General features: G+C 51.2%; 9 protein-coding genes. 7 read left to right on the forward strand and 2 right to left on the reverse strand.

Annotated features, from left to right (window positions below; all coding sequences use genetic code 11):
- Window positions 1-115 precede the first annotated feature (115 nt).
- The 5 genes from AAC007_RS10200 to AAC007_RS10220 all read left to right on the forward strand — a co-directional run bounded on the left by AAC007_RS10200 (window position 116) and on the right by AAC007_RS10220 (window position 6,031).
- Window positions 116-994 carry a sterol desaturase family protein gene (locus AAC007_RS10200; protein ID WP_339676478.1) on the forward strand — a complete coding sequence of 293 codons (879 nt, stop codon included), beginning with the start codon at window positions 116-118 and terminating at the stop codon, window positions 992-994.
- Between the two features lie 172 nt (window positions 995-1,166).
- Entirely contained in the window at window positions 1,167-1,628 is a 462-nt protein-coding gene (locus AAC007_RS10205) for an AMP-binding protein (protein WP_339676480.1), read from the forward strand.
- A gap of 39 nt (window positions 1,629-1,667) precedes the next feature.
- Window positions 1,668-2,855 carry an AMP-binding protein gene (locus tag AAC007_RS10210; protein WP_339676651.1) on the forward strand — a complete coding sequence of 396 codons (1,188 nt, stop codon included), beginning with the start codon at window positions 1,668-1,670 and terminating at the stop codon, window positions 2,853-2,855.
- Window positions 2,856-3,089: 234 nt separating this feature from the next.
- On the forward strand, window positions 3,090-4,460 hold the full coding sequence (gene mltF, locus AAC007_RS10215) for a membrane-bound lytic murein transglycosylase MltF (protein WP_339676483.1): 1,371 nt from the start codon (window positions 3,090-3,092) through the stop codon (window positions 4,458-4,460).
- Window positions 4,461-4,801: 341 nt separating this feature from the next.
- Complete coding sequence (locus AAC007_RS10220) at window positions 4,802-6,031, forward strand: NADH:flavin oxidoreductase (protein ID WP_339676486.1); 1,230 nt, start codon at window positions 4,802-4,804, stop codon at window positions 6,029-6,031.
- A 96-nt stretch (window positions 6,032-6,127) separates the two neighbouring features.
- On the opposite strand, the gene AAC007_RS10225 is transcribed toward AAC007_RS10220, so the two are convergent.
- Window positions 6,128-7,744 carry a hypothetical protein gene (locus AAC007_RS10225; protein WP_296434347.1) on the reverse strand — a complete coding sequence of 539 codons (1,617 nt, stop codon included), beginning with the start codon at window positions 7,742-7,744 and terminating at the stop codon, window positions 6,128-6,130.
- Window positions 7,745-8,887: 1,143 nt separating this feature from the next.
- Here AAC007_RS10225 and AAC007_RS10230 point away from each other — a divergent pair.
- The gene (locus tag AAC007_RS10230; RefSeq protein WP_339676489.1) at window positions 8,888-10,168 is read left to right on the forward strand and encodes a hypothetical protein; all 1,281 of its coding nucleotides are present in this window, start codon (window positions 8,888-8,890) and stop codon (window positions 10,166-10,168) included.
- Window positions 10,169-10,254: 86 nt separating this feature from the next.
- Here AAC007_RS10230 and AAC007_RS10235 read toward each other — a convergent pair whose 3' ends face one another.
- Entirely contained in the window at window positions 10,255-12,381 is a 2,127-nt protein-coding gene (locus tag AAC007_RS10235) for a CSLREA domain-containing protein (protein ID WP_339676492.1), read from the reverse strand.
- A gap of 393 nt (window positions 12,382-12,774) precedes the next feature.
- Here AAC007_RS10235 and AAC007_RS10240 point away from each other — a divergent pair, with 393 nt between their 5' ends.
- Window positions 12,775-13,278 (forward strand): DedA family protein, encoded by a 504-nt coding sequence (locus AAC007_RS10240; RefSeq protein WP_295875129.1) that lies wholly within the window; start codon window positions 12,775-12,777, stop codon window positions 13,276-13,278.
- The last annotated feature ends 30 nt before the right edge of the window (window positions 13,279-13,308 follow it).

Here is a 13,308-nt window from a genome sequence, read left to right on the forward strand (position 1 = left end):
AGTACAGGTCTCGACCAAGACTTGGGGATTGCCCCCTGCAAAATTTAAATACTATTCAACCGGCATGCAAACTAACGTATTCTCGTATAAAAATAAGAACTGCTGTGGGTAATAAATGAAAGCGCGTGATGTCATTTCATGGTCTGTCTTTCCGGTGACGGTTGCGGCGGTGCTGCTTGGCGCAGTATGGGCTATCGACGTCGGCCACGCGCCGAGCGTGGTCGCCGGGATCGGAACATTTACGAGCCTAGTGCTGGTGGTGACATTAGAGCGCTTACTTCCCTACCGTAAAGAGTGGAACCAAAGTCAAGGCGACCTGCGCGCAGACTTGCTGTATCTGCCCAGCTACTTTGGCATCAACGCGCTGGTGCAGCCCTTGGTCGCCGCCGGGGTTGTGCTGGGCGGCGCCATGTTGTCGAATGCCTTGGGCATAGGTCTATGGCCCTCAGAGTGGCCATTGCTCGCTCAGTTTATGTTGGCCTGCCTAGTCGTGGAGTTTTTCGACTATTCGCCTCATCGATGGCTTCACGAAGTACCTTTCCTTTGGCGCTTTCACGCCATTCACCACAATCCAACAAGGTTGTACTGGCTCAATGCAACGCGAGCCCATTTTGGCGAAGTGGTGTTTCGCGGTGTCATCAATGCGGTGCCGCTGGCACTGGCCGGTGCAAGCGCGGAAGTGTTGGCACTGGTGGGATTGGCGAACTCCGTACTTGGCCTGTTCCAGCACGCGAATATCAACTTTAAACTAGGTCCATTAACCTGGATCTTCAGTGTTGGCGAAATGCATCGCTGGCATCATTCGCAGAAGATATCTGAGGCAAATCATAATTACGGTAGCAACTTCCTGTTTTGGGATGTGGTGTTTGGTACCCGATTCCGTGATGCGAAAAGATCTGGCCCGGAGCGTCTTGGAATCGATAATGACTCCATTCCAGCCAGCTGGTGGTCGCAGCTGTCGGTTCCTTTTAAAGCGCATAAAAATAATCTATGAAGAGGCCTAACTGAACTCAATATTGCCCCGCTTGCTCGAGCCTCTATTGAATGCTGTAATACTGGCATGCATCGCAAGCGCGGCGCGAGATTGCTCAACAGCTTTGACTAACGCTGCTCTTCGGCAACCTCGTGTATGACGGGGAATCCTCGGGTGGCCACATCAATTTGATATGGATCCAATTGCGATGACCACTGCGACTCAAAACTCCATTCTTTCTCGCCTCTATCATTGGGAAAAAACCGCGCCGAACGCCGTTCACTTTGTGCAGCCCATAGGCAACGGGGAAGTCGAAGAATTGACTTGGGCACAGTGCATGGACCAAGTGCGACGCATGGCCGCGTATTTAAAGTCCTTGAACCTGCCAGACAAAAGTCAGATTGCTCTGATCGGTAAAAACAGCGCGCACTGGATGCTGGCCGACTGGGCGATCTGGATGGCAGGTCATGTCACCGTACCGCTGTATCCCACACTCAATGCCGAAACTGTGCGCTACATTCTTGACCACAGCGAGGCACGGCTGGTGTTCATCGGTAAACTTGATGACTGGGAGATGATGCGCGGCGGTATTCCCAAGGATCTACCCGGTGTGGTTTTGCCGCTGGCGCCCACCGATACCGGCTATACCGACTAGGCTACGCTTTGCGCTACGCAGACGCCGCTGGCCGGCGATATTGAACGCGATCCGCAGGAAATGGCCACCATCGTCTACACCTCAGGTAGCACTGGCCAGCCCAAAGGCGTGATGCATAGCTTCAATACATTTCGTGTCGTTGGAGAGATCTATTCCAAAATTCTCGGGTTCGACCAGGACGATCGCTGCCTGTCGTATCTGCCACTGGCGCACATCTACGAGCGCATGGGCGTGGAAATTCCGTCCTGTTACGCGGGTTTCAAAGTCTTTTTTGCAGAAAGCCTGCAAACGTTTCCGGCGGACCTTCGTCGCGCAAGGCCCACTGGCTTTCTTTCCGTGCCACGACTGTGGACCAAATTTGAATCCGCGGTGGACGCCAAGATACCGAAGAAAAAACAGCGAATCCTTTTCCGCATTCCCATTATCGGCAAGAAGGTCAAGCACAAGATCCTAATCCAGCTCGGCCTTCAGGATTGCCGCTTCGCTGCCACCGGCTCGGCGCCGCTGCCACCGACAACGGTCGAATGGTACCGCAGCCTGGGCCTAGAGTTGCTAGAAGGCTATGGCATGTCCGAAGACTTCGGCATCTCACACGTCACACGGCCTGGCGAGTCCAAAATCGGCTACGTCGGGCGACCCAACGAAGGCGTCGAGGCGCGCATTGAAACCAGCGGAGAGATAGTAATCAAGAGTCCCGCAGGCATGATGGGCTATTTCAAAGATCCGGAAAAAACCGCTGAATCCTTCACCGCCGACGGCTTCTTCAAGACCGGTGACATGGGTGAGTACGACGCACAGGGCAAGCTCAGAATCACCGGTCGTATCAAGGAATTGTTCAAGACATCCAAAGGCAAGTACGTGGCGCCGGTACCCATCGAGAACCGCCTTGGCAGAAGTTCAAATGTGGAAGTGGCCTGTGTCGGCGGTGCTAATCAGCCCGCCACCCACGCCCTGATTTTGCTCTCTGAAGACCTGCGTGCAGCACTCGACAAGGGCGCCGATCGCCAGTCCGTAGAGCAGGAACTAATGCAGGCCATGGAAGAAACTAACGCCGAGCTAGACCCCCACGAACATCTCCAGTTTCTAGTTGTGGTCAAGGACGTGTGGACCATAGAAAACGAATTCCTCACGCCGACTATGAAGATCAAACGCAACGTCATTGAAAAGCACTACGCCGACCGAACAGATGGCTGGTACTCACAGCAGCAGAAGGTGATCTGGGAGTAGTGCCGCAGTTTACGCTCAATGCCTACGCAGCTAGGCATTGAGTCTTTCACACTCCAGCTTGGTTTAAACGACAACATTATTCTTTTCAAATTTTGTAAATTAAGAGCCACAGCACTACAGTTAGAACAGCGCTATGAAGGCAGAATAAATGCCATCAATAGATCGTGGTTTTAAAATAATCGGAAGCGGCTAACTTACCGTACTGATTAGTAGTGGACTGAAAAAGGCTTAATTATGCGTAAAAAACTCATCATCAGTACCTTGGCCACCTTGGCATGCCTGATCTTAGCAGGGTGTGGCAGCGATGGCTCGACGGCGAATGGTAAAGTACGTGCAGTCAGTGACATCAAGGCCTCTGGCGAACTTAGAGTGCTGATGCGCAATGCACCTACCATTTACTACTTAGATAAATACAACCATCCGGCTGGGCCGGAATACCAGATGGCCGAGGCATTTGCCGAGCACCTTGGGGTTAAGCTGGTTGTTGTGCTTGAAGAAACTATCAACGACACGTTAACCGCGCTGAAAGCCGGAAAAGCCGATATGGCGGCGTCTGGTCTCACCATCACGGACCAACGCAAATCACAGTTCCTTTTCACTAAACAAATTGAGAGCGTTACTGAGCAGTTAGTCTGTCGACGTGGTGGCAATGTAGCGAAATCATTAGCGCAGCTTAGCAAGGTCTCAATAGAGGTAGTGGCGGGTAGTAGCTACGAAGAAACACTAGAGGCCCTTAAACTTAGCAATCCTCAGTTAAGTTGGAAAAGTAATACGCAAACGGGCACTGAAGCGCTATTGCAAAAAGTGTGGGATAGCAAAATTGATTGCACCGTAGCAGATTCAAATATTGTCGACGTGAATCGCCGCTTCATGCCAGAGCTTATTGTTTTACTAGACGTGAGCAAGCCGAAGTCACAGGCCTGGATGATGCCTAACAGTGGCAAATCACTCAAATCTGAAGCGGATACGTGGCTGAATAGCAGCGCAGGTAAAGCTATCGCCAAGACAGTACACAACCGTTATTACAGTTACATAGAGCAGTTTGATTTCGTCGATATACGCACGTTAACAAAGCGAATTGAAGACCGGCTGCCTAAGTATGAGTCGATCTTTGCCAAAGCGGCTAAGACGCACAATATCGATGAATCGCTAATGGCCGCGCAGGCCTATCAGGAATCACATTGGGATGCCCAAGCCAAAAGCCCCACCGGGGTAAGAGGCATAATGATGCTGACTCAAAACACCGCAAAATCTTTGGGCGTAAAAGATCGTCTAAACCCCAAGGAAGCCATTCCGGCTGGCGCCCTGTATCTGGATCAGATGCGAGAAAAATTTGACGAGGCGATTCCCGAACCAGATCGCACCTATATGGCATTGGCTGCCTACAATATAGGTCGAGCGCATATGCACGATGCTCAGACCTTAGCGCGGAAACTCGGCAAAGACCCCAAAAAGTGGTCTGATCTTAGAGAAGTCCTGCCCATGCTGTCGGACAAGCGTTACTACAAAGATTTAAAATACGGATACGCACGGGGCTTAGAGCCGGTGCGCTACGTACAACGCATCCGCAACTACGAAGATATCATTAAAGAATACGACAACTGAGCCAGTGGTGCCGCCTAGCGCAAACACAAGCTTGTTTGTGCTAGGCGGCATTGAATGGCTAAACTAATTTCCATCCACCTAAGATATACGCAGAAGTATAAAAGCAGCGTAACTACCCCCTAGCGACACTGCCAATTCACATCCCTCCTCCATACAGGTGATCACTATCTCTGCGATAGCGGCTATCCTAGTCTCATTGCCACCATTAGATAGCAGGCGCCCAAGGATACGTTGATCTTCGTTTATTTTTGCGAGCTCAATTTTGATTCCGGCGTTTATAAGTGCTCAGCGCGTACGCTGACTTCGATCTCACATAAAATAAACATCAAAAGAGCCTGATTATGCCAGCACCCCAATCTGCGTTTAGCCCTCTCACTGTCGGCCCAATTACGTTGGCAAACCGTTTTATCAAGTCTGGTGCCAATGAAAATATGTACCGCAAAGGCTTCCCGACCAAAGCCTTGCTCAAACACCATCGCGAACTGGCGGCGGGTGGCGTGGGCTTAACCACCTTAGCCTATGCCGCAGTAGCCAAGATTGGCCGCACGTTGCCTGACCAACTTTGGCTGCGCGACGAGGTGATACCTCACCTAAAGGCGATCACTGACGCCATACATGCGGAGGGTGGCAAGGCGTCTTTGCAAATAACCCATGGCGGCTCGTTTGTTACCAGTATCTGGATTCCTCGGCCCACCATCAGCGCATCTAGCGGATTAAATGTCGCAGGCCTATTCCACGGTAATATCTGGCAACGGGCCATGAACGAAGACGATATGAGCCGAGTGATCAATGAATTTGCAGAGGGTGCAAAATTCGCCGAACGCGCCGGCTTTGACGCGGTAGAAATACACATGGGGCACGGCTACTTGCTGAACCAATTTATTTCGCCGCTAAGTAACAAACGCAGTGACGAGTACGGTGGTAATGCCGCAAATCGCGCGCGCTTTCCTGCCCGCGTGCTTAGCGCTGTTAAACAAGCGGTAGGTGACAAACTCGCGGTTATCGCCAAAATCAATGTCGCCGATGGTGTGAGGCGCGGTTCGAACGCCGAAGACGCAGCGGTTACCGCGAAGGTACTGGAAGAGGCGGGAGCGGATTTGCTGGTACTTTCCGGTGGCCGCAATGTGGAATCCACGTGGTTTATGTTTGGCAGCCCAATGAATCAAGAGGCCTTTGCTGAGGTGTTTAAGTACAAACCCTTGCAGCGCCTGTTAATGAAAGCCGCCGCGATGGGAACACCCAAAGACCTAAAATTCAAAGAGATGTATTTTCGGGATTACTCCCTCAAGGTTAGAGAGGCGGTAAAAATGCCGCTTGCCTATCTGGGCGGGATTAAAAGCCTGGCGAATATCGAACAGGCCATGGCAGATGGTTTTGATGCAGTAGTCATGGCTAGAGTACTGCTGCACGACGCCGCACTAGTGAACAAATTAAAAAGTGGCGAGATCTCCGCGTCAGGCTGCACTAACTGCAATGCCTGTATTCCACAGATCTACAATGAAGCGGGAACCTACTGTGTGTTAAACACGCCGAACGACCCGGCACTGAATAAAATTCGCGCCGCTGAGTAGCTTTAACCCTCAAATGCTGTTTTCTATTTTTGTGTGAGAGGCCGCCAGCGGCCGCAAATAACATCGCCTATTAAAAAAGTCGCCACTGCCTTTTCTCTACTTCTCATAGTCATGTTTGCCAGATGAAATCCCACTTGGCACATCGGTGCATTGACGGCCAAACCAGGCACCATACTTTTGGATAAATACATCTGTAGCCTTTGCAGAGCCTTGAACCGCGCACTGTTTCGCGATTGATTCAGAGCTACCATAGCGGGCCTTACACTCATTCCTGTACTGTTTTTCCAATTCTATAACCGGCGTAAACTCATCACCGCAATTTTCAAATTTAGCCGCTGGCCAACTTCTTTTTGATTCAGTTGCGTAGTAATTAATGATGCTATCTCGATTAGCCTGAACCGATGATCCGTTCTGGTAGAGATCAGATGTATTTGAGCTTTTTCCATCAGACAAAATATCAGCCGACACGGCCCCCATGGCTTGAATCGCCGTTTCCGAATCAACATCAAGGCTGCCAATCGCTACCGCACCGATACCGAGCGCAAGAGCTTTTGCAAATCCACCACTATTTTTACTTGCATTTTTTTCATCCTGGATCCGCGCCTCCTCTTCGTAACGTTTCACCTCAGCCTCTCGATTCCCCCTATTTGCAACATAGTTATTTATAAAAAAATTAAGATAGTCTTTTGGTATGCGCCCCTGCCCATCAAGCGCCCCCCTATTCGCACCCACCTCAATGAGTCGCTTATAGATAGGGCCTCGACTGTAAAACGCAGCAAGATGTAAAATACTAATATCTTTATAAACTACCCTTACACTCCCGCCATTCTCTCGATAAATCCCATCACTCAAGGGATAGTCACCTTTAAGATTTGGATTTAGGCCATTTTCGATGAGATAAATCACCGCCTCATCCAACCTTTTACCCCCAGATGAAATTGCACTAACAACCCAAGGCTTAAGAGAATCAGGATCCAAACCATTCTCAACTAAGTTCTTAAAAAAAGTCCAGTTATACCCCTCCTGCAAAGATGCTTGATAATTCTGTATATTCCCTGGAGTTATATCCTCAGGAATTCCACTCGCAGCCCTGATATTCTTCGAAATGAACACATTGACATCTGCACCTCGCTCTACCAACGCGGAAATATAATTTAGTTCTTCATTTTTACTAGTAGAGGGTAAGTAAGGGCTTGTTATATCAGAAACAGTCGCAGCCATCTCTTTTCCGGAGCGCGCGATAACATTCGAGAAAGCCATATACATACATCGTGAGTAGTTGGGCTTTTCGTCAGGAAATTTTGATAATAAATAATCAACAATTTCAAGATCAAAAACAATGCACGCCAGATCAACCGCAGGCACTGACATACTCCTAATAAAGCGGGGATCAAAATAACTAAATTCCGCACTTGGATCGCCACTATAGTAATAATCAATAGACGTTGACCTATTTGCCCCGAAAGACACTAACTTTTTAACTGCCCCAAGATTTCGATAAATGATTGCCGTTGTCATCGCGTTATTTTGGTATGGCTGGCTTGGCTTATTATCGTAGCCTTTGACATATGGCGAGCCTTTATAGCTATCTAGAATTTCAAGCTGATTTCCTATAATAGCGTCAGCTTCAACATTCGCCCTGTAGGTCTCGCACCCGGACAACATGATCAGTAAAAAAATAACGACAAAATAAAGCTTCTTTTGAATGAGCATATGCTTTTCCCGATACAAACCTCGAATAGTAATAGCGCTCGAAAGCTATAAATAGCTAATACTAATCTGGGTTTTATAATAGTGTATGACATGCCCTGAGCAACAAAGCCGAATATACCGCAGCACCCGTTATTCTTTCTTACAGAACACAACTTTCTCCACATTAAACACCAGCACCAGCAGGTTTAAAAGGAGATCTACCTCTCATCTACCAAGCGAAATCCTCATCACTTGTTAAAACTCCTTCCCTGAAATAGTCGCTCACCCAAGAGCAAAAGTTGTCGCTCCACTTCAGCTTCGACTTGCTGCCTAGAACGTTCACTGCCTAAAACACACGCTCAGGGATCCAGATGAGCGGGAGCAAATGCCTTTGGTTTCAGCGAAATACGGTGGTACCCCGAGTCCGAGGTATGTGGATCTTCAATCGAGTTGAGGATGACGGTTGGGGGAGTAGAGGGTGACCGCACAATTTCTCGTCATCCCCGACCCCGATCGGGTATCCAGATGAGCGAGAGCGAATGCCTTTGGTTTCAGCGAAATACGGTGGTACCCCGAGTCCGAGGTATGTGGATCTTCAATCGAGTTGAGGATGACGGTTGGGGGAGTAGAGGGTGACCGCACAATTTCTCGTCATCCCCGACCCCGATCGGGGATCCAGATGAGCCGTAAGCGAATGCCTTTGGTTTCAGCGAAATACGGTGGTACAGCGTAAGCGAATGCCTTTGGTTTCAGCGACGTATGGCGGCGCTCAGAGCCCGAGGTTTGTGGATCCTCAATCGAGTTGAGGATGACGGTTGGGGGAGTTGGGGAGACGGTGTCCGCCTCTAAATAATGCTCGGCAAGCGCTCTGGCGCGCCTTAGGCGCCTAATTAGCATCTTGACGTATTCGCCCACAACGATTTTTGATGTCCATCGTTCGCACCACTATTTTCAGCAACTAGATCTTCCCGCAAGACGCCGCTATACCAAGCATTTAGGTATCCTGCGCAGTTAGGGGTGTTTATGTGCGAACGCCGAGTAGGGCCGAACGAAAAGGAAAAAACAAACCGTAACCTATTTGACAAACTTATACCTGCAGATTTGTTATCATCGCTAACATTCAGGCGCGATCTACGCGCCCATTGCTTAATAGAGGGAGTGGCAATGCGACTGACCAAGACTGTACTGCTGTTATTACTGCTGGCGTTTGCCATCGGCTTGTTTCTTATTAGTCGCCCGCTGACACCAGTCGGCCCTGCACTTGTGGCTAATACTCCAGTTGACCGCGCTGCAGCAGAGCTGCAAAGCGCCGTTGTGGTGGGCAGCAATTGGGACGGCACCGCCGAGGTATTCGACCCCGAATCCTTTGCGATTTTAGCGCGCTACAACTTGGTACCGGATATAGAGGAGCGCTTTGCCGAGATTAACGACAGCCTCTATCGACGCATCGCAGCGCGTTTTATTCGCACCGTAATCGGCGAAGGTAACGACCAGTTGGTAGACGACCTTTTCCCCTCAAAAGATGGCCGTTATCTATTTGTGTCTCGCCCAAGTTTCGCCGATGCCATCGCACTGGACGTCACGACCGGGAAAATCGCGTGGCGCACCAAGGTGAAAGGCGTTCGCTCTGACCACGCTGCACTCTCGCCAGACGGCAAGATCTTTTTGATTTCTGCGTCTACCGGTGGCGTCGTTCATGCCATTGATACCGCCACCGGCGACATCGTCGATAACTTTTACCCCGGCGACCAGCCTCACGAAAGTAACTACTCCAAAGACGGCCAACGCATTTACCACGCCTCTATTGGCCGTGTGTTCGTACCCACAACAGCCGACTGGCTAGATGGACTCAAGGGCGAACGTCGTTTTGTCATTGCCGACGCCAACACCTACGACGTACTCAAAACCGTGGACATGCGCGAAAAGCTAGAGGAGTACGGCATGGACTGGGTAGATTCTGCGGTGCGCCCCATGGCGATCATGCCGGATGAAAGCTACGCCTATATGCAAATTTCCTTCTATCACGGATTCTTCGAATACGATCTGAAAGAACACCGCATCACTCGTCACCTTGAATTGCCGGTACCGCCACAAATTCAGGCGATGCCCCTGCGACAATACCAGCTTAATTCCGCCCACCACGGGTTGGCACTCAACCACGCAGGCACAAAGCTATGTGTTGCCGCCACTATGTCTGGCTATGCGGCCATTGTGGATCGGGAAAGTTTCGAATACACCATTGTTACACTGTCAGAAGAGCCGCTGGGCTCCAAGCCTTACTGGTCCACTGAAAGCGAAGACGGCAAGCACTGCTACGTGTCGAGCAGCGAACAGGATACCGTTGTCGTCATCGACTTTGAGACGGCTGAGCAAGTGGCCACCGTGCCGGTAGGCAACCACCCGCAAAGAATACGCACCGGTAAATTATTGCTGCCCGCGCGTTAAGACTATTGGATGGATAAGTGCGGCAGTGAGATCCGCACTTATCCTACTCAAACGCCCACTTTCGGCTTTGCCCGCAGCTGCCGCTGCTAATTATCCACTTCAATTGCGCCAATATCGCTGAGCGCATTCGCTGGCCTTGTATTACCGAGCTGGTCACCTCCTAACATAATGACGTTGCTAAACCGCTCGGTGAGACGCACGGTGATGCCATCGAAACTGCCGCCGCTGGGACCCACGAGTTCGGTCCAGACTTGATCATTCAAAGTCGCCGGGCCCAGATCACTAATCTGGTCTACATTAACGTCCGCGATGTCACCGGCAAGTGCCCTATCGAGGCGATGCCAAAACTCGATATAGGCAAAATTGTATTCCTCCTGGGGCCACGTCTGGGAAGGACCACACCAGAACGCTTGCTCAAGAGTTTCTATAAGCACCTCATCACAATTACGATACTGCTGCGCGCCCTCAGTATCGGGATCGATATCCGCCAGGTAGGTCTCAAAGTAAGTTCTGAACTCACTGGCAAACCCAACTTGCGCATAGCTCGCCTCAATACGATCTAACACAAGCGGCAATAGCAGCGGGTTCATCCCTTCATTCTCTGGGCCATCGAGGTCACCAAGCACTTCGGTGAGCACATAGTCCTCGGCCGGAACTTGGTCTAGCGCAGTGCCCACCGGCGCATAGTGCAGCACAGCAAACGGATCGGCCTCAACGCCGGCGGATGGAATAAAGGTGGAGTGCGTCTCGCCACCCAGTACGTCAGCGCCGACCACACCATCCAGGTCATTCGTTTGCGGATAGTGCTTGCGCAACAGCGATGCCCAGCCGGGCTCGCCAATGGGCACAAGTATCTGGCTGAAATCGATAACGCCAATGCGGTTATAGCCAAGACTTCGGAACTCGAAAACTGAGCCGCTAAAAATATCGTGGGGATAGGTACGCGATATGGTATAGCCACCCGCTTCGATGCCACCAATCTCGTGAACGGTGTTGCCGACCACAATGGATTGCCCAATGATCATATCTTCCACGGCGTGAGCGTTGCCGATCGTTGCGGCAATACCCCCAGCCAAATTCGGTTTGTCGATCTCGGTATTGCGCGGTTTTCCGTACACCTGATTTTCAACAACGGTACTGCCCCGAACCTGCATACAGCCATTGGACATATACAAGCCGCCGCCGCGCCAGTAGCCAATATCCAGCAGGCTAAACAAAAAAGCGGGAAGCAACGGTGGCTCAACCACATTCCTTGCAATGGTGCTGTTACTGACATGGATTCTGGTCGACAGCCCGATTCCGCCGCCGTCTGAATACACGCCGCCACCGTAGGCAAACAGCCCCGCAATGCGATTCTCCGTGACTGCCGACTGGCTGATCGACGATACGCTGAGCCCGGTATCGCGCCCGCCGACGACAAACACCCCACCCCCGGCCGCGCCACCGCCGGCCACGGTATTGCCGCTGACGATGCAATTTTCCATTACCACGGTATCGGCATAGACCCCGCCGCCATACGCCCCGCCATCGCGAGAGGTATCTTGGCTATCACCCAGCGCATGATTGTCGTAAATGGTGCAATCGCTAAGCCTGGCAACGCCCCAAACCGCGACACCCGCGCCCCGCGCCAGTGTCGAGGTCTGATCGTCGTCGGGGTGCTGACCAATATCCGCCGCAGCATCAAACACGCTGTTGCCACCGGTAATGGCAACATTATTCAAGGTGAGATCGCCATCTACCGCGAGAACCCGCGCAGGCTCGACACCACTCCAGTTGAGCGTAATGCCACTGGCGAGATCCGAGGCATCAATGAAGAGGTTCTTTGTGGCGAAAAGTGCTGATCGCCCGTAATCCCGGTCGAAATAGCCGACCAGAAAAGAGATGTTGTTCGGCGTATCAAAGCCCATGACTTCGCCGGTCAGCACCGTGTGCGCTTCGCCGACAATAGTGAGATCGATGGTGCCCCCATCGAGACTCGGATCAAAGGTGATCCGCTGCCCCGACGACGCCGACGCAATGGCGGAGCGCAGCGTTACCGTGTCGCCAGAGGGCGATGCCTCGTCCACCAAACTGTTGACCACAATCGGCGCTAACGCCGCACCACCTGCGCCACTCCCGCCGCCGCAGCTGGCAAGCGATGTCAGTAATATTAACGACGTTAGCACGCCGATAAATCGGGCCAAGCGTTGGCCGACAAGCGGACGACTTTTCATAGCACACCTCATAGACACTCGGATTGCTCGTGGCACACAGAATGTGCAACCTCATAAAGATAGTTGCTAAGCGCGGCAACTGCCATGATGAACATCCCATAAATCGTGTTCGAATAAAATCGCGTCGCATCTCAACGCTACACGGAATAAAAAGATTATTTTTATGCAAACGTAGCTTCGCGCAAGCAACTAAAATCTCGCCGCGAAAAACCCATTCCCAGATATTCACGTAATAGACAAGACATTCAGAGAGTTGTCGCCGCAGGCCGATGGGGCGCGAATAACGTCGCAGCGCGATTCTCTGCTAATGTACTGAAACCGCATACCGTAAAATTTATTCAGTATTGGCCAGCCGACTAACGGATCTATAAAAATGAGTGTATTGCTAAAACCATGACAGACACCCTCACCTCGGCGCTATTAAACAACCCGCAGTATGCCCTCGCTATTGTGTTCCTAAATGCGCTCTGCGAGGCCACTGTCTTAGTGGGGCTGTTTGTTCCCGGCGCGGTGCTTGTGGTCGTCACGACATTTATTTACTCACAGGGCATTGCGACTATTCCAGAGATTATGTCCGCCGCGTTTATGGGCGCCTTGCTTGCGGACAATGCCGGTTATCACCTGGGAAAGCTCGCCGGCCCTAAATTTCACGAATCGGGCTTTGCGCTGCGTTACGCTTCTAAATTGCACAAAGCAGAGAATCTAATACAGCGCTATGGCTGGGGAGCGATACTTATTGGTCGCTTGTTAACGGCCATCCGCAGTATTGTTCCACTGTTGACTGGCATCAGCGGTTTTTCTGCGTGGCGGTATTTAATCTTTGATATTCTTGCCTGCGCTATTTGGGCAATGGGGCTTGGCTTAATTATCACCGGCGTGGATGGCGTAATAGGCTGAGGTAAACGCTAAGCATTCCAGCGCTTTCGC

This window comes from uncultured Zhongshania sp., assembly GCF_963975605.1.
In the GTDB taxonomy this organism is placed as follows: domain Bacteria; phylum Pseudomonadota; class Gammaproteobacteria; order Pseudomonadales; family Spongiibacteraceae; genus Spongiibacter; species Spongiibacter aquimaris.